Source organism: Sandaracinobacteroides sayramensis, assembly GCF_022014495.1.
Taxonomy (GTDB): Bacteria; Pseudomonadota; Alphaproteobacteria; order Sphingomonadales; family Sphingomonadaceae; genus Sandaracinobacteroides; species Sandaracinobacteroides sayramense.
On sequence record NZ_JAKLSQ010000001.1, the window covers coordinates 20,844 to 41,389 of the forward strand.

The following is a 20,546-nucleotide window of genomic DNA, read 5'->3' on the forward strand; positions in this document are numbered from 1 at the left end:
GGAAAACAGGCCCAAGCATCCCATCGATTGCAACCAAATGTAAAATCCAAACCGCTTTGGTTTGCCTTTCGCACGACCTTTGCTAAGCGCGGCGCCAATTATCGTTAACATTATCTTAACAGGGTCGTGCTGTGTTCAATCGATTCGCGCGTTTTCGCGCCACGGATTTCGTCAAGCTGATTGCATGCGCGCTGGCGCTGGGGGCGACTGCCCCGGCATTCGCATCGGACGTCCAGGTTTCCGATTACGGCTGGCAGCCCGACCCGGTGCCCAATGGCGCCACCACCCAGTTCAGCATCCGGCTGACCAACAATGGCCCGACCGCCGTCAGCGGCGCCGTGGTCACGGTTTCCGTCCCCAGCCGCTTCCAGGTTTCCGCTGGCGATTTCCCCAGCTCGTGCACCCTCGCCGGCGCCGCCGGCGCCCAGACGCTCAGCTGCACGATCGAGCAGTTCCCGGTCGGCAACCAGATGCTGGACTATAAGGCGACCGCCGTCTCCACCGGCGCCAGCAGCAGCACGGCCAGCATCGCGCTGACCAGCGGCACCGACCCCAACCCGTCCAACAACAGCCTGACGGTGAGCCCGGCCGTGGTTTCCGGCGCCGACCTCAGCGTCACCAAGACCGACAACCTGCTCGGCAGCTCGATCGTCGCCGGCGGCCTTATCAGCTACACGCTGTCGCCCCGCAACGACGGGCCGAACGCCACGGCCGCGATCCGCGTGATCGACAATCTGCCCCCCGCCAGCGATTTCCAGTTCCAGTCGGCCAGCGGCAGCAACTGGAATTGCCAGCGATCGGGAACGGTGGTGACCTGCACCTGGCAGGGCGCTTCCATCCAGGGGGCGCTTCCGCCGATCACCATCACCGGCCGGGTCATCCGCCAGTCGAGCGGCACCATCACCAACAACGCCTTCACCGAACTGACGAGCCCGTCCGTTCTGGACCCGCATATCGGCAACAACGCCGCGACCCCCGTCGTCACGCTCATCAACGAGGGCAGCGACCTGCGCGCCGGCAAATCCTTCGACGACACGACGATCGTCGCGGGCAATTCCACCATCGTCACCCTGACGATCTACAATGACGGCCCGCTCAGCGTGAACGGGGCGAGCATCAGCGACAGCTTCGCCGGCAATTTCGAGATCGGCACGCTGCCGGCCGGTTGCGCGCGGAGCGGACAGACGGTGACCTGCAGCGCCGGGAACCTCGCCAGCGGCACCAGCCGCCAGTTCCAGATTCCCGTCACCGCGCTGACGCCCACGGCGGGCACGCAGCAGAATGTCGCCGTCGTGACCGCGCCCAGCGGCCTTTCCGAACCCGATACGGAAAACAACCGCGCCACGGCATCCTATCGAATCGTGCCGGCGTCTGCCGACCTCTTCGTCACCAAGACCAAGACGCCCAACCCGGTTCAGGCCGGCGAGCTGATGACCAGCCATATCCGGGTGCACAACGACGGGCCGTCGAGGCTGGACTACAGCCCCGCGAACCCGCTGGTCGTGACCGACACGGTGTCGGCCGACGAAAGCTATGTGTCGGCAAGCGCCGGCTGGGCCTGCAGCCAGGATGCGGCGATCATCACCTGCCGGACGACGGGAACCGGATCGGTCGCCGTCAACGGCCGTATCGATCTGGACCTGGTGACGCGCGCGGGGGCCACCGCCAACGTCAATCTCACCAACACCGCCTGCTCGGGCTCCACCGCCAATTCGCTGGCCCTTCCGGCCGACGGCAACAGCGGCAACGACTGCGCCGGCGCCACCGCGCGCTCGACGACGGTGACGACCGATCTCTCGGTGCTGAAGCAGGTGGGGCTGAGCCCGGCCGGCCCCTGGACGCAGACCCCGGCGCTGACGGTGCCGGCCGGCAGCCAGCATCTCTACATCCGCTTCGTCGCCTCCAACCTCGGCACGGAAACCGCGGAAACGGTGGTCGTTCGCGACACCCTGCCCAACCGGCTCAACGGCGGCGGCTTCCAGACTCCGGTGGCGCAGGAAAGCGCGACCGCCGGCGCCGTCTCCTACACGGCGGGCAATGGCGAACTGGTCTGGACCTTCGGCAACCTGGAGCCCGGCGGCAGCCGCGAAGCCGTCGTCCGCATGACCCGGCCGTTCGCCGAAGGCGCCTACACCAACACCGCGCGCATCTCGTCCCCCGACACCATCGACAGCGACAGCGGCAACAACCAGTCGAGCGCGCTCTACGACGTGGTGCCGCTGGCCGACATGGCGGTCACCGGCAAGACCATCACCCCCAATCCGGCGCGGGTGGGAACGCTTTCGCACTACACCATCAACGTCAGGAACGAGGGCGGCAACACCGCGCAGAACGTGGTCGTCACCGACAGCATCGACCCGGCCCGGTTCGAGCTCGTCGGCAACCCGACCACCACGAAGCCGGGCGGCGTCTGCACCGCCGATCCGGCGACCGGCCTCGTGAGCTGCCAGATGGCGGATTTCACCCGCGGCCAGACCTTTCAGATCCAGCAGCAGGTGCGGCCGAGGTTCCCCTTCGGCGGCGCCACTTCCGGCTTCCCGATCCGCCACACCAACACCGCCTCGGTGACGACCACGACTGCGGAAACCACCACCGCCAACAACGCAGGATCGGTGGAGCATGACGTCAACGCGCCGGGCTTCGATCTCGCGATCACCAAGCAGGAGCCTTCGCCGGAATATGACCCCCGCCGCTTCGGCGACGAGCTGGTCTACGACCTGCGCGTCTCCAACTACGGGCCGTCGCGCGCCACCAACCTGACCATCATCGACACGCCCGAGCCGCCCGCCGGCTATGGTATGGCCTTCGCCGGGTTCGAGGTGAACCCGGTGCCGGCCAACGGCAATATGACGCTTTACACCCCGCCGGCGCCGAATTGCGCCTTGAATGGCGGCAAGGTGGAATGCCGGTTGCACGCCAGCCAGACCGCGCAGAATTTCCTGGATGCGGAGCGGCAGGTGATCTTCCGCCTGCGCTTCACCACCTCCGGCACCGCCCCCACCGGCCCGCTGACCTTCAGCAACCGCGCGGAAGTGGTGGCTCTGGAGCAGGACAACACCAGCATAAGCCAGGCGGACGCGCAGCTCGACAACAACAAGGCGGTGCAGACGACGACGGTGCTGCCGTCCGTCGATCTCGAAGTCGTGTCGAAGTCGGTGGTCGGGCCCAATCCGGCGTCCGTGAACGAGCCGATCCAGTATCGGATCGTGGTGCGCAACAACGGCGTCTCGCCCATCGCGCAGGTGCGGGTGACCGACAATCTGCCGGCAGGCTTCGTTCTTGCAGCGCCCACGCCCACCGCCACCGCTTCGGGCGCCGCCAGCGTTTCCAGCATCGCCTGCACGGGCAGCAGCAGCCTGCTCTGCGTGCTGGACGGCAGCTTCCCGCCGGACGGCTCGCAGGTGACGATCCTGCTGTCCGCCAGGGCCGCACACCCCTTCGCCGGCGCGCTGAACGCCGACCAGACCAACACCGCCTCCATCGCCCCGGGCAAGGACGCGGAAGGGCAGGACCTCGCCCGCGACGCCGACGACAGCAACAACAGCAAGACGGCGGCGGTGCGGATCGTCGCCTCGTCGATCGCCGGCACCGTCTTCGCCGACAACAATCTCGACGGCGCGATGCAGGCCGGCGAAGCCATCGCGGGAGTCGGGATCAGCCTTTCCGGCACCGACAGCTTCGGCAACGCGATCACGGCGACCGCCACCACCGACGCTTCGGGCAATTACCGCTTCGACCGCCTGCCGCCCGGCACCTACACGCTGGTCGAAACCCAGCCCGCCGGCTTCCACGACTGGCGCGAAGTCGCCGGCAGCAGCGGCGGCACTGTGAACAACGGCGCCTTCACCAGCGCCCCGGCCGAGAACAGCATCTCCGCCATCGCCCTTGCCGCCCAGACCGACGCCACCGGCTACATCTTCCAGGAACTGGCCGCCGGCTCGATCGCCGGCACCGTCTACCGCGACTCCAACAACAACGGCGCCCTCGACGCCGGCGAGACCGGAGTCGGGCCGGGCGAATTCCCGTCGGCGCCGCACCTGCGACTCAGCGGCACCGACTATGCCGGCAACGCCGTGAACCTCACCCGCAGCGTCAACGCCACGGGCGGCTATCTCTTCGACGACCTCGCCCCTTCGGACGCGCAGGGCTATCGGGTGACGCAGCTGGTGCAGCCGAACGGGCTGTCGGACGGCCTCGACCGCAACGGCATCGGCGCGGTGATCGCCGGCTCGGCCGGGCGGACCGCGCCCGAGGACATCGTCGTCGGCCCGCTCGCCCCCGGCCAGGCGCTCACCAACCGCGACTTCGGCGAACTGCCGTCGTCCAGCCTTTCGGGCACGGTCTTCCTCGACCCCAACTCCAACGCCACCAGGGATGCGGACGAAACGACCGGCCTCGCCGGCGCGCTGGTCCGCCTGACGGGCACCAACGACCTCGGCCAGACGGTCGACTGCCAGCTGACGACGACGGCGACGGGCCAATACAGCTTCCCGCTGGAAGGCGATTCCAACCCGGACTGCCGCGTGCTGCGCCCCGGCACCTATGCCGTCAGCCAGACCCCGCCCGCGGGCCTGACGCCCAGCGGCGCCTTCATCGGCTCGGCCGGCGGCACCTCGGGCGGCGTCAGCGGCAGCAATGTCGCGGCGCCCGGCGTTGCCAACACCAGCGTCTCCAATGTGGTGATCGCCAGCGGCACCAGCGCCACCCGCTACGATTTCGGCGCCACCGGCCAGGGCCTCGGCGGCTATGTCTATGTCGACCGCAACGACAATGGCGTGCGCGACGCCGGCGAACCCGGGATCGCCGGGGTGAGCATCACCCTGTCGGGCGAAACCGCAAACGGGCAGGATGTCTGCGCCATCACCGCCTGCACCGCCACCACCGACGCCAGCGGCGCCTTCCTCTTCAACCAGGTGCCGGGCTCCTCCACGGCCGGCTACACGCTGACCGAGCAGGCCCAGTCCAGCGCGCCGCTTTCCGCCTATGCCGATGGCGCCGACGCCGCCGGCACGGTGAACGGCGTGGTGCGGGGCACCGCCGGCAACGATGTCATCTCCGGCATCGTCATCGGCACCGGCGAGCTGGGGGTGAACTATGCCTTCGGCGAGCGCGCCGGCTCGCTTTCGGGCAGCAGCTATATCGACGGCAATGACGACGGCATCCGCCAGCCGGGCGAGGCAGGGCTTCCCGGCGTCACCGTCACGCTTTCGGGCCGGACCGCCACCGGCGAGGACATCTGCGCGCTGCGCGCCGCCCTCGATCCGGCGCTTTCCTGCACCGCGACGACCGACGCCAATGGCAACTACCGCTTCGACGACCTGCCGGCCGGCAGCTACGACCTGGTGCAGGACCAGCCGAGCGCCTATGCCGATGGCCGCGAATCCGCCGGCACGCCGGGCGGCAGCGTCAACAACGGCAGCTTCGGCCCCGGCGCCGCCACCAACGGCATCACCGCCATCCCGCTGGGCAATGGCGCCGACGGCAGCGGCTATGACTTCGGCGAGCGGGCGACCAGCCTTTCCGGCCGGGTCTATCTCGACCGCGACCGCGACGGCGTCGACGACAATGAAAGCGGCATCGCCGGCGTGACCATCACGCTGATGCAGAATGGCGCTGTGGTGGCGACCACCACCACCGGCGCGGACGGCAGCTACCGCTTCGACAATCTGCCGGCGGGCAGCTACACCGTCGTCGAGACCCAGCCGGCCGGCTATGGCTCCTCCACGCCGGATTCGCGCTCAGTGGCGGTGACGGCGGGCGAATCCGCGCAAATCGACTTCGGCGAGACGCTCTCGACCCTCTCCGGCTCGGTGTTCGTGGACAGCAGCAACGACGGCGTGCGCCAGACCGGCGAGCGCGGGATCGAAGGCGTGAGCATTCGCCTGACCGGAACCGACGCTGCCGGCAATCCGGTGGAGCGGACGGCGACGACCGACGCCAACGGCGACTTCCGCTTCGAGGACCTGCTGTCGGGCAGCTACACGCTGAGCGAAACCCAGCCCTCCGCCTATTCGGACGGGCTGGACTCGGCCGGCACCGCCGGCGGCACCGTCGGCAACGATGTCGTCAGCGGCATTGCGCTCGGCGCCGGAATCGACGCCGGCCAATATGGCTTCGGCGAGCGCGGGCAGGCGCAGGGCGGCACCGTCTATGTCGACCTGGACAACAATGGCGTGCAGGATCCGGGCGAACCCGGAATCCCCGGCGTCACCGTGGAACTGCAGCGCCCGGACGGCACGGTGGTGCAAAGCGTCACCACCGGCCCGGACGGCCGCTACGACTTCGCGGAAATCGAAGCCGGCGACTATGTGATCGTCGAGAAGCAGCCCGCCGGCTATGGCGAGGGGCCGGAGAATCCCGGCAACCGCGTGCCGCTGAAGGTGGGCGTGGACCAGCCCGTCACCCCGGTGAACTTCGGGGAGCGGGTGGGTTCCATCGCCGGCCGCGTCTATAACGACACCAACGGCAATGGCGCCTTCGATCCGCGCGAGCCCGGAATCCCCGGAGTCATGCTGACGCTGAGCGGCACCGACGCGCGCGGCAACCCCGTCAGCCAGACGGTGGTGACCGCGGCCGACGGCAGCTACCGCTTCACCGCGCTCGTGGGCGGCAGCTACAGCATCCGCGAAACCCAGCCGGCCGGCTACCGCACGCACAGCAACAGCGCCGGCACCTCGGGCGGCATCGTCTCGGGCGACGTCATCTCGGCGATCGAGCTGGGCGGCGGCATCGACTCCAGCGGCTATCTCTTCGGCGAGCAGGGCGATGGCGCACGCATCTCCGGCCATGTCTGGCTGGACTCGAACCACGACCGCGCGCTCGGCGCAGGCGAAGCGCTGCAGGGCGAGTGGATCGTCGAGCTGCTGCTGAACGGCGAAGTGGTGGAAACCACCACCACCGGTGCTGATGGCGGCTACGCCTTCGAGGGCGTGGCGCCAGGCAGCGGCTATGGTGTGCGCTTCCGCAACCCGGTGAACAACGCCGCCTTCGGCAGCGCCCGCCCGAACGAAACCGGCGCTGCGGCGGTGAACGGCGAAGTCTCGCCCGCGAACCCGGCCGGCGCCACCATGGAGGGCGGCACGCTCTCCGCCATGACGGTGCAGCCCGGCGCCGACATCCGCCAGCAGTCGCTGCCGCTCGATCCGTCGGGCGTGGTCTATGACGCCGTGCGCCGCACGCCCGTCGAGGGCGCCACCGTGCGCATCGGCGGCCCGGCCGGCTTCGATCCGGCCGTGCATCTGCTGGGCGGGGCGGCCAATGCCTCGCAGGTGACGGGTTCCAGCGGGATCTACCAGTTCCTGCTGCTGCCCGGCGCTCCGGCCGGCACCTACACGCTGGCGGTGACGCCGCCGAACGGCAGCTACAACCCGCTGCAGCCCTCGGCGATGATCCCGCCCTGCGGCGGCGCCTACAGCGTCCAGCGCGAGCCGGACCCGCTGCTGATGTCCACCTACAACAGCGCCCCGCCGACCAGCGCGGCGGCCGCCTGCAACCCCGGCGGGCAGACGACGGCCTATTATCTGGCCTTCGCCCTGGTGCCCGGCGTGTCGGCGAACATCGTCAACAACCACATCCCGCTCGACCCGGTCGTGGAGGGCGCCATCGAAGTGACGAAGCGCACGCCGATGACGAACGTCAGCCGTGGCCAGCTGGTGCCCTACACCATCACCGCCCGGAACACGCTGTCGGGCGCGATCGGCAACATCGCCATCACCGACGTGACCCCGGCCGGCTTCCGCTACCGCGAAGGCAGCGCCACGGTGGACGGCGTGCCGACCGAGCCGGTCGTCTCCGGCCGGACGCTGAGCTGGCCGAACCAGAGCTTCACCGCCGGTCAGGAAAAGACCGTACAGCTGATCCTGACGGTCGGTGCCGGCGTCGGCGAGGGCGAGCATGTGAACCGCGCCCATGCGGTGAACACGCTGGTGGGCGGGATCGTCTCCAACATCGCCGACGCGACGGTCCGCATCATCCCCGATCCCGACTTCGACTGCTCGGACGTGATCGGCAAGGTGTTCGACGACCGCAACATGAACGGTGTGCAGGACAAGGGCGAGCCGGGGCTTCCGGGCGTTCGCGTCGCCTCGGCGCGCGGCCTCCTCATCACCACGGACTCGGAAGGCCGCTACCATGTGACCTGTCCTATGATCCCGAACGAGGACCGTGGCTCCAACTTCATCCTGAAGCTGGACGAGCGCACCCTGCCGACCGGCTACCGGATGATCTCGGTCAACCCGGACACGGTTCGCCTTACGCGCGGCAAGATGGTGACGATGAACTTCGCCGCCGCCCTTGGCCGGGTGGTTCGCCTGGACGTGAACGGCGACGCCTTCGCCGGCGAGAAGCTGGCGGATGCGTTCCTGCCCCGCCTCGACGCGCTGGTGGCGACGCTGGCCGAAAAGCCCTCGGTGCTGCGCCTCTCCTACGGGGTGCGGGGCGAGGAGAAGCGGCTGGTGAAGGCGCGGCTGGAAGCCGTGAAGGACGCCATCCGCGACCGCTGGAGAAGCGAGCCCGACCGATACCGCCTGATCATCGAAGAGGAGACCAGCATCCCGGCCAAGCCCAAGAAGGGAGACGCCCAATGAACCGCCTTCCCTTGCGCACCCTCGCGGCCCTGATGCTGAGCGCCTCTCCGCTGACGCTTTCCGGCGCCTTCGCGCAGGAGCAGGCGCATTGTGGCACCACGGAACGCCCCTGCGGCCCGTTCCACGACGACAGCTCAACGCCCCGGCGTGGGGTCGCCCCCAATCTGGAGCGCGGCGCGCCGGCCCCCACCTCGGCCTCCACCGACGATGCCTTCCGGGTGACGGTGGATGGCGAAAGCGACACGCCGGCCGACGCCGACCTGCAACGCGCGGCCGACAAGGAGCTCGCGCAATCCGGAATCCTGGTGCAGGTGACCCGGCTGGACGCGGTGCCGATGCTGAGCGTCGCCCCCGTAGTTCCCAACATCCGCCCCGGCGCGACGCTGAAGGTGGAGACGCTTACCAACTACGCCGCCTTCATCGACCGGGCCGAGCTTCGCATCTTCGGCCCCGGCGACAGCCCGGAAGGCACGCCGCTGACGGTGGTGCCGGTGCGGCTGGGCGAGCCGACCCTCTGGACCGTGCCGGAGGAGGCAGGCGAGCGCAGCTACCGAATCCTGCTGCGCGTCTACGACAAGGCCGGCCTCTTCGACGAGACCGCGCCCGCCGAAGTGCGGGCGACCGCCGCGCATCCGGATCGCCACGACGACGCGCGCAGCGGCCCCTCGTTCGAGAATATGCGCCTGAGGGCGAACATCCCGGTCAAGGGCACGGAAGTGACGGTGAGCGGCGGCGTCGCCGACGCCTCGGCCGAGGTTTCGGCCTTCGGCACCCGCATCCCGGTCGATCCCGCCCGGCGCTTCGTCGGCCAGCAGATCGTGCCGGCCGGAACGAAGGAGATCGTCGTGCGCGTGGCGGAGCCGGGCGGCCCGGCGATGGACTATCGCCGCGCCTTGAACGCCCCGAACGAGGACCATTTCCTCGTCGCCATCGCCGATCTGACGGCGGGGCATCGCAGCTTCGACCGCAACCGGCAGATCCTGCAGGGCGAGGACCAGGGCGACACCCGCAAGGACTTCGTCGACGGCCGCCTCGCCTTCTATTACCGGGGCCGGCTTTCGGAGGACTGGCGGCTGACGGCCTCGGCCGACACCGGCGAGCATCCGGTTTCCGACCTGTTCGACGGCTTCCTGAAGCGCGACCCGCGCTCGCTGCTGCGCCGACTCGACCCGGAGCGGCACTATCCGGTCTATGGCGACGATTCGACCACCATCGAGGACGCGCCCACCTACGGCCGCTTCTATGTGCGGGCGGAGAGCGAGACGACCGAGGCGATGTGGGGGAATTTCCAGACCCAGCTCGCCGGCAACGAGCTGATCCGCTACCAGCGCGGCCTCTACGGGGCGCAGGCGAAGTGGCGCAACCCGGATGTGACCAGCTTCGGCGAGCGGCGGACGGACGTGACCGGCTTCGCCGCCGACCCCGGCACCATCGGCGCGCGGGAGGATTTCACCTCCACTGGCGGCTCCGTCTATTATCTGCGCAACCGCGATCTGGCGGCCGGATCGGAGCGGCTGTTCGTGGAAGTGCGCGACAAGGATTCGGGCCTCGTCCTCGAACGGCGGGAACTGATCGCCGCGCGCGACTATGAAGTGAACTATATCCAGGGCCGGGTGATGCTGCGCGAGGCGCTGCCGCTGACCGCCGACAACAGCCTGTTCGTGCAGAACGCCTCGCTTGCCGGCAATCCCGTCTGGCTGGTCGCCACCTACGAATATGTGCCCGGCCTCACCCGGCCCGACGCGATGACGCTGGGCGGCCGGGCGCAGCACTGGCTGACGGACAATATCCGCGTCGGCGTGACCGGCTACCATCAGGGCGAGGATCAGGCCTCGCAGGACCTTTACGGCACCGACATCCTGCTGCGCCTGCAGCCAGGCACCTGGCTGAAGGGCGAATTCGCCCATTCCAGGGGGCCGGGCACCGGCGCTTCCTGGTCGTCGACCGGCGGTTATGATTTCACGCAGATCGCCACCACCGACACCTCCGCCAACGCCTTCAACGTGGAGGGCGTCGCCGATCTCGCCGAAATCTTCGGTGGCGACGGGCAGGTCGCGGCCTATTGGAAGCGCCGCGAAGCCGGCTATTCCGGGCCGGGCGAACTGACCTTCTCCGAAGGGCTGGACCAGTTCGGCGGCAAGGCGGACGTGAAGCTGACGGACAACCTGCGGCTGCAGGCGAAAGCCGACCTGACGCAGGGTGACATCACCTCCCGCCACGCCATCGAAGGCGGGCTTCGCTACGAGCCGGTGAAGGGCTGGTTCGGCAGCGCCGGCCTCCGCTCCGACAAGCAGGAGGGGCAGGCGAGCGCCTATTCCCCCTTCCCTTCCAGCCCCGACCTCACCGGCACCCGCACCGACCTCGCCGTCAGCGCCGGCTACCGGCATGCGCCCGAAATCGCCGCGCCCGTGCAGGGCACGCCGATGCTGAAGGACCGGCCATGGTCGGCCTCGGTCTTCGGGCAGAAGACGCTCGACCGCAGCGGCGGCCGCCAGCGCAACGACCGCTATGGCGTGCAGGGCGACATGCAGGTGTCCGACCGCTTCGGCGTGCGCGGCGCCCTGTCGGACGGCGACCTCGGCTTCGGCGCCGACGCGCGGGCGACCTTCAATCGCGGCGAGCGCGGCTCGCTCTACCTCGGCTATGCGCTGGCCGCCGAAAACCCGGACTCCTTCAACAGCGGCCGCCTCGGCCGGCTGACGGCGGGTGCCCGGGAGCGGCTCAGCAGCTCCACCTCGGTCTTCGCCGAGGGCCGCTACGAGCATGGCGCCGGCCCCACAGGACTGACGCAGGCCTATGGGGTGGACTTCACGCCGCTGCCCGGCTGGACGTTCGGCGCCCGCTACGAGCGCGGGGCGCTGGCCGACGCGCTGGGCAACAACATCCGCCGCGAAGTGGTCGGCGGCACCGTCGACTATGGCAATGAGGAACTGCGCTGGGCGACGGCGGTGGAGTATCGCCGCGACGACAGCGACAGCCTGGGCGACCGGCACACCTATGCCACGCGCAACCAGATCACCTTCCGCGCGACGGACGCGCTGCGCCTGTTCGGGCGGGCCAATGTCTCCGTCTCGCAAGGCGACAACAGCGGCACCTCGCTGGACGCGGACTTCTACGAGTTCGTGGTGGCGGGCGCATACCGCCCGGTCGACAACGACCGGCTGAACGTGCTGGCGAAATACACCTTCCTCTACGACCTGCCCTCCCCCGCGCAGGTGGACAGCCTCGGCCTCAACCTCGACTATGCGCAGCGCAGCCATATCGTCGCGGTGGACGGCACCTATCAGCTGACGCCGCGCCTGGCGGTCGGGGCGAAGGTCGCCTATCGGCGCGGCGAGCTTCGCGCCTCCCGCGATGAGAGCGCGCAGTGGTTCGCCAGCGAGGCGACCTTCTGGGCCTTGCGCGCCGACTATCGGGTGATCGCCCGCTGGGACGTGCTGGCCGAAGTCCGCCGTCTGGCGGTGAAGGAAGCCGAGGACGCGAGGCTCGGCGCCCTCGTCGGCGTCTATCGCCATCTGGGCAACAATCTGAAGATCGGCGTCGGCTATAATTTCACCGACTATTCCGACGACCTCTCGGACCTCAGCTATGACGACGGCGGGGTGTTCGTGAACATCATCGGGAAGTTCTAGGTCGATAACCCATTGGCGCAACGGATGTATTTTCCGTCATCCCGGGCTTGACCCGGGATCCCGCTTCTTGCCAACGCCGGGCGAAAAGCTGGACCCCGGGTCAAGCCCGGGGTGACGAAGGGGAATAGGAGGCCCAAGCTAGTCACGCCCTATCCGGACGGGTTCCGGCTGGCTTGCCGGAACCCGCTCCGGGATCACTTCACCAGCAGCGCGTGGCGCTTCCTGCCGAGGCTCAGCCTGGCGGGGCCGGAGATCAGATGGTTGGGGTCCGAAACGGGTTCGCCGTCCAGCCGGACAGCGTTTTCACCCAGCTTGCGCCGGGCCTCGCCCTTCGAAGCGGCAAGGCCGGTGGCGGTGAGCGCGTCGACGAGGGCGATCGGAAACGGCACCGAGACATGCGGCAGCGCCTCCCCGGCGCCGCCTTCGGCGAAGGTGGCGCGGGCGGTGGCCTCGGCGGCTTCCGCCGCATGCGCGCCGCGGCAGAGCGTGGTGGCGGCGTTGGCCAGAACGATCTTCGCGTCGTTGATTTCCGCGCCTTCCAGTCCCTCTAGCCTGGCGATCTCGTCGTCGGGCATGTCGGTGAACAGGCGCAGGAACTTGCCTACGTCGCGGTCGTCGACGTTGCGCCAGAATTGCCAATAGTCCCAGTCGGCCAGCATGTCGGCGTTCAGCCAGACGGCGCCGGCCGCCGTCTTGCCCATTTTAGAGCCGTCGGCGTTGGTGATGAGCGGGGTGGTGAGGCCGTAAAGCTCGGCGCCGGCCACGCGGCGGCCGAGGTCGACCCCCATGGTGATATTGCCCCACTGGTCGGAGCCGCCCATCTGCATGACGCAGCCATAGCGGCGGTTCAGCTCGACGAAGTCGTAGCTCTGCAACACCATGTAATTGAATTCCAGGAAGGAAAGCGGCTGCTCTCGGTCCAGCCGCAGGCGGACGCTGTCCATCGTCAGCATGCGGTTGACGCTGAAGTGGCGGCCATAGTCGCGCAGGAACTCGACATAGTTCAGGTCCAGCAGCCAGTCGGCGTTGTCCAGCATCATCGCATCGTTCGGGCCGTCGCCGAAGGTGAGGAAGCGCTCGAACACGCGGCGGATGCTCGCCTTGTTGGCGGCGATGGTGTCGTTGTCCAGCAACTGGCGCTGCGTGTCCTTGCCGGAAGGATCGCCGATGCGGGTGGTGCCGCCGCCCATCAGCGCGATGGGCTTGCCGCCATGCTGTTGCAGCCGGCGCAGCATCATGATCGACATCAGATGCCCGACATGCAGCGACGGGCCGGTGAGGTCGAAGCCGATATAGGCCATGAGGCCGGGCTTCGACGCGCGCGCGTCCACCCCTTCCGCGTCGGTGATCTGGTGGATATAGCCGCGGCGTTGCAGCGTCTGCAGATAATCGGACTTGTAGGTCATGGCGACGGGCGGTCTAAAGAAAGCCATGGGCGATGGAAAGCGGCATCTCGTCATAGGCTTCATGTCGGGCACGTCGGCGGACGGCGTGGACGCGGCGCTGCTGGAGACGGACGGGGAAGCGGAAATCCGCGCCCTCGCCTTCGCCGACCGCCCCTACAACGATGCGGAGCGTGGCCTGATCCGGGCCGCATCGCAGCGGGCGCTGGAGATGCAGGCGCCGGGGACGGACCCGCTGATCGCCGAGGCCGAGGCGATTCTCACCCATGCCCACGCCGACCTGCTCGCCCGCCTGCCCGGGCAGGAACAGGCGACGCTGATCGGCTTCCATGGGCAGACGGTGGCGCACCGCCCCCCCGGTTCCGGCCACCCGGCCGCCTTCACCTGGCAGATCGGCGACGCGGCCTTGCTGGCGCGGCTGACGGGGCGGCCGGTCGTGCACGATTTCCGCAGCGCCGATGTCGCGGCGGGCGGGCAGGGCGCGCCACTGGCGCCCGGCTACCACCGGGCGCGATTGTCAGGGCTGGATCGGGGCGTCGGCGTGCTGAATCTGGGCGGGGTGGGCAATCTCACCTGGTTCGAGAATCCAGCCGATCCGGGCGCCCGCTGGGGGGGCTTCGACACCGGGCCGGGCAATGCCCTGATCGACGACTGGGTCGCCCACCATGGAGGCGGCCGCTTCGATGCGGGCGGGCGGCTGGCGGCGGCGGGCAAGGTAGATGAGCCGATATTGCAGCGGATGGAAGGCCTGCAATATTTCCGGACGCAAGGGCCTAAGTCGCTGGACCGGGACGATTTCTCGCTTGCGGCGGTGGCAGCCCTTTCCCCCGAGGATGGCGCGGCGACGCTGACGGCCTTCACCTCGCGGACGGTCGCGCTGGCGCTCGACAATCTGCCCGTCCGGCTCACGCGCCTGTTCGTGACCGGCGGCGGGCGCCACAATCCGACGCTGATGCACATGATCGCCAGCCGCACCGGCCTGCCCGCCGGGCCGGTGGAGGAGCTTGGCTGGAACGGCGACGCGCTGGAAGCCGAGGCCTTCGCCTGGCTCGCCGTTCGCCACCTGAAGGGCCTGCCGCTCAGCTGGCCCGAGACGACCGGGGTGCCAGCGCCGGCTGGCGGTGGCCGCCTCGTCCGCCCGTCGTGACGTGAGGGGCGCCACGCACAAAAGGAAGGGTGATTGTGCGGGCGGCTATGAAACTCCCTCGTCACCCCGGGCTTGACCCGGGGTGACGGTGTTGGAAATGTCCGTTCTCAGGTCGGCGAGCGCACAATTGCCGTTGGTTCGTAAACTGCATGATCGCCAAAGGAAAAGGCCGGGAAGGGTTTCCCCTCCCGGCCTCTCCTTCCCTCCCGTGGAAAGGCTTCAGCGGCTGGCGTAGGCTTCCGCCCGGGCGCGGTTCGCCTGGATGGCGGCCGCGATCTGGGCGTCGAACTGGGCTGCGGTTTCGGTTTCGCAGCGCTCCCGCTCGGCGCGGATGGCGGAGCTTTCCAGCACCGGGTTGGTCGCGCAGATCGACTTGGCGGCGCGCACCAGACGGCGCTGCAATTCCAGGCGCCCGTTTTCGGTTTCCAGGTTCAGGTCGCTGAACGCCACGGTGCGCACGCCTTGCGGCTGGCTGGCGGGATCGGCAGCGATGGCCGGAAGGGTGAACAGGGCGGCCGCGGCAAGCCCTGCGGCGGCTTTCGAGAAGATAGACATACGCAAACTCCCTCATGCGTCATGAAGGGGCTCCATTGCCGGTCGTCGGATCCTCCGCCTTCCCTCGCCGTCGGCGCCGTGCCGGCCGGCAATCTTTCCCTTACAAATTGGAGATTATGTCGATGTCAGAAATATGTCAATCGATCGTCATTAAACTGTAACTAAAATCTCTATAATATTTTTCCCGATTCGAAATACATCGATCCCATGCCTGCCTTCCAGGCGCAAAAAAAGCCCGAACAAGTCGGGCTTTTTCGTTATTCCGCAACAGGATATCGATCAGCGGGCGCTCATCAGCCTCCGGTCCAGATAGGCTTCCACCTTGCCCATCATCTCGTCCATCTCATGGGCAAAGAAGTGGTTGGCGTTCTCGATCTTTTCATAATCGATGGTGATGTGCTTCTGCGTCTTCAGCTTGTCGACGAGCTTCTGCACGGCCGGCTCCGTCACCACCTCGTCCGAGGTGCCCTGCACGATGATGCCGCTGGAGGGGCAGGGCGCCAGGAAGCCGAAGTCGTAGAGATTGGCCGGCGGGGCGATGGAGATGAAGCCCTTCACCTCCGGCCGCCGCATCAGCAGCTGCATGCCGATCCAGGCGCCGAAGCTGTAGCCCGCCACCCAGGTGCCCGACGATTCGGGGTTCATCGCCTGCAGCCAGTCGAGAGCGGAAGCCGCATCGGACAATTCGCCGACCCCATTGTCGAACACCCCTTCCGAGCGGCCGACCCCCCGGAAGTTGAAGCGCAGGGTGGCGAAGCCGCGCTTCACGAACATCTGGTAAAGTGCCAGATTGATGGCGTTGTTCATGGTGCCGCCGGCCTGCGGATGGGGGTGCAGCACGATGGCGATCGGCGGGCGGGGCTTTCCGGCGGGTTGATATCGGCCTTGCAACCGGCCCTCGGGTCCGGGAAAAATCACTTCCGGCACGGACGTTCCTTATTCTTGCCCGGCGTCTCTTGCAGCGCCGGGTGGCATCCGGGAAAGCTGGCCTATAAGAAAGCCGGCAGGAATATTGCAAGCACCATGAAGGCTCCCACTCAAATCCCGAAGGCCTATCTCGACTGGGCGGCGACCGCGCCGCTGCATCCGGCCGCGCGCACGGCAATGGCGGATGCCGCTTCGAAGCTGGAATCGGGGGCCTATGCCAACCCCTCCTCGGTGCATGCGCCGGGCCGGGCCGCGCGCCGGGCGCTGAACGCCGCGCGGGAAACCATCGCCGCCTTCCTGCGGGTGCCCGCCGACGCGCTGATCTTCACCAGCGGCGGAACCGAGGCGCTGGCGCTGGCGCTGAACGGCGCCGACGCGCGCGAACGGCTGCTGGGGACCACCGAGCATCCGGCCGTGCTGGAAGCCGCGCCCGGGGCCATCCGCATCCCCGTGGACCGCGAAGGCCGGGCGCAACTGCCGGAAATCCCGGCAGGCGCGCTGGTGGCGATTCAGCATGCGAACAACGAAACCGGGGTGGTGCAGGACATGGCGCGGATCGCCGAGGCCGTGCACGCTGCCGGCGCGCGGCTGCTGGCGGACTGCGTGCAGTCGGCCGGCAAGCTGCCGATTCCCCCGGCCGACTTCGTGGCGGTTTCCGGCCACAAGCTGGGCGGCCCGGCCGGGATCGGCGCGCTCGTCGTGCGCTGCAAGGACGGTTTCCGGCCGGTGCAAAGGGGGGGCGGGCAGGAGCAGGGCTGGCGCGGCGGCACGGAAAATCTGCTCGGCGCCATCGGCTGGGCGGCGGCGCTGGAATTGTGGAACGCCGAATTTCCCGCGCGGGCGGCGGCGCTGCAGCAGCGGCTGGAGACAGCGGCGGTGGAGGTGGGCGCCCGGGTGAACGGCGCGGGTGCGCCGCGCCTTCCCACCATCAGCAGCCTGCACCTGCCCGGCGTGCCGGCGGCCACGCAGTTGATGCAGCTGGACATGGCGGGCATCGCTGTTTCGCAAGGCTCCGCCTGCTCGTCCGGCACGCTCAAATCCTCGCCGACGCTGGAGGCGATGGGGCTTTTAGAGGCGGCCGGCCAGTCTCTGCGGATATCCACCGGCTGGCGCACCACCGAGGCGGAGATCGACAAATTCCTGGAAGCCTATGCGCCGCTCGCCCGGAAGGCGCGCAGTGCCGCCTGAGCCGATCGATCTCGACGCGCAGGCGACCAGCCCGCTTTCGCCCGCGGCCCTGAAGGCGATGCTGCCGCTGCTGCAAGGGCAGCATTGGAATCCCCACAGCGCCCATCGCGGCGGCCGAATCGCCAAAGCGGCGCTGGAGGTGGCGCGGGCACAGGTGGCGGCGCAATTGGGGGAGGCGGCGGAAGGGCTGGTTTTCACCTCCGGCGCGACGGAGGCCAATAATCTGGCGCTGAAGGGCTATATGGAGTCCGCGCCGGGCAAGGCGCTGCTGACCTTCGCCACCGAGCATAGCTGCGTGCTGGAATCCGCCCGGCACCTGGAAAGGAAGGGCGTTCCGCTGATCCTGCTGCCGGTCCGCGCCGATGGCCTGCCGGATCTTGCCGCCTATGAAGCGGCGCTGACGACGGGCGAGGTCGCGCTGGTTTCGGCGATGTGGGTCAACAATGAAGTCGGCAGCATCTGGCCGATCCGCGAAATGGCGGCGATGGCCCATGCCCATGGCGCGCGCTTCCACACCGACGCCGCGCAGGCCTTCGCGAAGCTCGGGCTTTCCGGCTCCGGCGCGGACATGATTTCCCTTTCCGCCCACAAGATCGGCGGGCCGAAGGGGATCGGCGCGCTCTGGGTCCGCCCCGGCGTGAAGCTGGTGCCGCAGATGGACGGCGGCGGGCAGGAAGCGGGGATCCGCTCCGGCACGCAGGCGCCGGCGCTGGCTGCCGGCTTCGGTGCCGCCGCCAGCGCCGCCGACCCGAAGGCGACAGAGGCGCATGCGCGGCTTCTGGCCGGAATCGCCCTCGAAACTCTGGCGGCCGTGCCGCACCGGATCAACGGCCCGGCGCCGCTGGGGCCGGATCGCTGGCCCGGCAACCTCTCCGTCACCTTCCCCGGAATCGAAGCCGGGCGGCTGATTTCCGCCCTTCCCGGCCTTGCTCTCAGTTCCGGCTCGGCCTGTTCCTCGGGGTCGGGGCGGCCTTCGCATGTGCTGGCGGCGCTGGGTCTGCCGACCGTCGAGGCGCGGCAGACCTTGCGCCTCGGCTGGAACGACGGCATTTCGGCGGACATGCTTCTGGATGCCCTCCACCAGCTTGTGGCCGCCGCCACCCGCCTTCGGCCGGCGGCATGACCCGCCTCACCATCCTGAACCCGGACGGCAGCCTGGCGATCGAGACGGAGGCCGCCGCGGGGCAGTCGCTGCTCAGCGTGGCGCAGATTCTGGGCCTGCCGCTGGAAGGCACCTGCGAAGGCGCCATGGCCTGCTCCACCTGCCATGTGCTGGTGGCCCCGGCGGACCTACCGAAGCTGCCAGCCCCCAGCGCGCATGAAGAGGACATGCTGGATTTCACCCCGCATGTCGGGCCGACTTCCCGCCTGGCCTGTCAGATCGAGCTGACGGCGGCGCTGGAGAGGCTGGAAGTGAAGCTGCCGCCTGGTCACGCCAACATGCAGGGGCGCTGAAGCGGCGGAAGCACGGAAACCAGCGCCCGTCTCCAGCTCTTCGTCACCCCGGGCTTGACCCGGGGTGACGGATGGTATCGGCCGGTTCTGGTCAGGCGCCTTCCGCTTGTCTGGCAAATGCCACAATGTCGTGGCATAGACCCCGGGGATGAACATCCCAACGACAAGAATCGAAACCACGCCCGAGGCCCTGGTCGATGAACTGGCCCGCCTCCACGCCCGCTCCGTCGAGAATCTGCGCGCGCATCTGAAGCGCTTCCTGGAGGGCGGCCCGCCGCCCGGGGCGGACGAACGCGCGAACGGGCTTTTCGCCTATCCCGAGCTTCGCCTCTCCTACCATCCGGAGGCCAGCCCGCCGCGCCTGAGCCGCGCCTATGCCCGGCTGGTGCAGCCCGGGGACTATGCCGTCACCATCACCCATCCCAACCATTTCCGCCGCTATCTGACCGAGCAGATGGCGCTGCTGGTGAAGGATTATGGCGCCGGCTTCGAAGCCGGCCTGTCCGGAGTCGAGATTCCCTTCCCCTATGTGCTGGACGGCGCCGGGCTGGAACTGGACGCCACCGCCGCGCGCGAGCTGGCGCGGCATTTCCCGACGACGGACCTGAAGCATATCGGCGACGAACTGCCCGACGGGCTCTGGCTGCAAGCGCCGGAGGAAGCCCGACCATTGGCGCTGTTCGACGGGCCGCGCACGGATTTCTCGCTCGCCCGGCTGAAGCATTACACCGGCGCGCCGGCGCACCACACGCAGAACCATATCCTGTTCACCAACTACCACCGCTATGTGGACGAGTTCGTGCGCTGGGCCTGCGCGGAACTGACGAAGCCGGACAGCCGCTACACGCATCTCTCCTGCTCGGGCGGGGCGCTGCTGGATGCGTCGAACGCCACGCCGGAAGCGGCGCAGGGGGACGGAAGCTGGCGCCGGCACCAGATGCCGGCCTGGCACCTGATGGCGGCGGACGGCCAGGGGCTGACGCTGGTGAACATCGGCGTAGGCCCTTCCAACGCCAAGACCATCACCGACCATCTGGCGGTGATGCGGCCCGAGGCCTGGCTGATGATCGGCCATTGCGGCGGGCTTCGCCCCAGCCAGTCCATCGGCGACTATGTGCTGGCGCACGCCTATCTGCGCGACGATCATGTGCTGGACGACATGCTGCCGCCGGAAATCCCGATTCCCGCCATCGCCGAAGTGCAGCTGGCGCTGTCCGCCGCCGCCAGCGCCGTCACCGGCCTCGACCAGGAGGCGCTGAAGCCCCGGTTGCGCACCGGCACGGTGGTGACGACCGACGACCGCAATTGGGAATTGCGCTTCGGCCTGACGGCCCGCCGCTTCAACCAGAGCCGGGCGGTGGCGGTGGACATGGAATCGGCGACCATCGCCGCGCAGGGCTATCGCTTCCGCGTGCCCTATGGAACGCTGCTCTGCGTGTCGGACAAGCCGCTGCACGGAGAGATCAAGCTGCCGGGGCAGGCCAATCGCTTCTACGAAGGCGCCATTTCCGAGCATCTGCAAATCGGCATTTCCACCGTCGAACGGCTGCGGGCGGAAGGCGGCAAGGTGCACAGCCGCAAGCTCCGCGCCTTCGACGAGCCGCCGTTCCGCTGAGTCAGGGTCTGCGTTCCGGGCACGAGCCGGGAACGAACC

The 20,546-nt window shown here is 68.7% G+C and carries 10 protein-coding genes; 7 read left to right on the top strand and 3 right to left on the bottom strand.

Annotated elements, in window-relative coordinates; all coding sequences use genetic code 11:
• The first annotated feature begins 131 nt into the window (after window positions 1-131).
• Together L6Q21_RS00105 and L6Q21_RS00110 are read left to right on the top strand one after the other, a co-directional pair.
• Window positions 132-8,585, top strand: coding sequence for an SdrD B-like domain-containing protein (locus tag L6Q21_RS00105; RefSeq protein ID WP_237828294.1), 8,454 nt, complete (start codon window positions 132-134; stop codon window positions 8,583-8,585).
• On the top strand, window positions 8,582-12,217 hold the full coding sequence (locus tag L6Q21_RS00110; protein ID WP_237828296.1) for a TonB-dependent receptor: 3,636 nt from the start codon (window positions 8,582-8,584) through the stop codon (window positions 12,215-12,217). The genes L6Q21_RS00105 and L6Q21_RS00110 overlap by 4 nt, the downstream gene beginning before the upstream one ends.
• 194 nt (window positions 12,218-12,411) lie before the next feature.
• Here L6Q21_RS00110 and tyrS read toward each other — a convergent pair whose 3' ends face one another.
• Complete coding sequence (tyrS, locus tag L6Q21_RS00115; protein ID WP_237828298.1) at window positions 12,412-13,623, bottom strand: tyrosine--tRNA ligase; 1,212 nt, start codon at window positions 13,621-13,623, stop codon at window positions 12,412-12,414.
• Between the two features lie 25 nt (window positions 13,624-13,648).
• Here tyrS and L6Q21_RS00120 point away from each other — a divergent pair, with 25 nt between their 5' ends.
• Window positions 13,649-14,767: an anhydro-N-acetylmuramic acid kinase gene (locus L6Q21_RS00120; protein WP_237828299.1), complete on the top strand. Its 1,119-nt coding sequence runs from the start codon at window positions 13,649-13,651 to the stop codon at window positions 14,765-14,767.
• Between the two features lie 219 nt (window positions 14,768-14,986).
• Here the strand turns inward: L6Q21_RS00120 and L6Q21_RS00125 are convergent, their stop codons facing one another.
• Window positions 14,987-15,322, bottom strand: coding sequence for a UrcA family protein (locus L6Q21_RS00125; protein WP_237828301.1), 336 nt, complete (start codon window positions 15,320-15,322; stop codon window positions 14,987-14,989).
• A 279-nt stretch (window positions 15,323-15,601) separates the two neighbouring features.
• Window positions 15,602-16,249, bottom strand: coding sequence for an alpha/beta hydrolase (locus L6Q21_RS00130; RefSeq protein WP_237828303.1), 648 nt, complete (start codon window positions 16,247-16,249; stop codon window positions 15,602-15,604).
• A gap of 96 nt (window positions 16,250-16,345) precedes the next feature.
• On the opposite strand from L6Q21_RS00130, the gene L6Q21_RS00135 reads away from it, so the two are divergent.
• The 4 genes from L6Q21_RS00135 to L6Q21_RS00150 all read left to right on the top strand — a co-directional run bounded on the left by L6Q21_RS00135 (window position 16,346) and on the right by L6Q21_RS00150 (window position 20,507).
• Entirely contained in the window at window positions 16,346-17,437 is a 1,092-nt protein-coding gene (locus L6Q21_RS00135; RefSeq protein WP_237828304.1) for a cysteine desulfurase family protein, read from the top strand.
• On the top strand, window positions 17,427-18,560 hold the full coding sequence (locus L6Q21_RS00140; protein ID WP_237828307.1) for a cysteine desulfurase family protein: 1,134 nt from the start codon (window positions 17,427-17,429) through the stop codon (window positions 18,558-18,560). The genes L6Q21_RS00135 and L6Q21_RS00140 overlap by 11 nt, the downstream gene beginning before the upstream one ends.
• Entirely contained in the window at window positions 18,557-18,892 is a 336-nt protein-coding gene (locus tag L6Q21_RS00145) for a 2Fe-2S iron-sulfur cluster-binding protein (protein WP_237828309.1), read from the top strand. The genes L6Q21_RS00140 and L6Q21_RS00145 overlap by 4 nt, the downstream gene beginning before the upstream one ends.
• Window positions 18,893-19,040: 148 nt before the next feature.
• Window positions 19,041-20,507 (top strand): AMP nucleosidase, encoded by a 1,467-nt coding sequence (locus L6Q21_RS00150; RefSeq protein ID WP_237828311.1) that lies wholly within the window; start codon window positions 19,041-19,043, stop codon window positions 20,505-20,507.
• Window positions 20,508-20,546 lie beyond the last annotated feature (39 nt).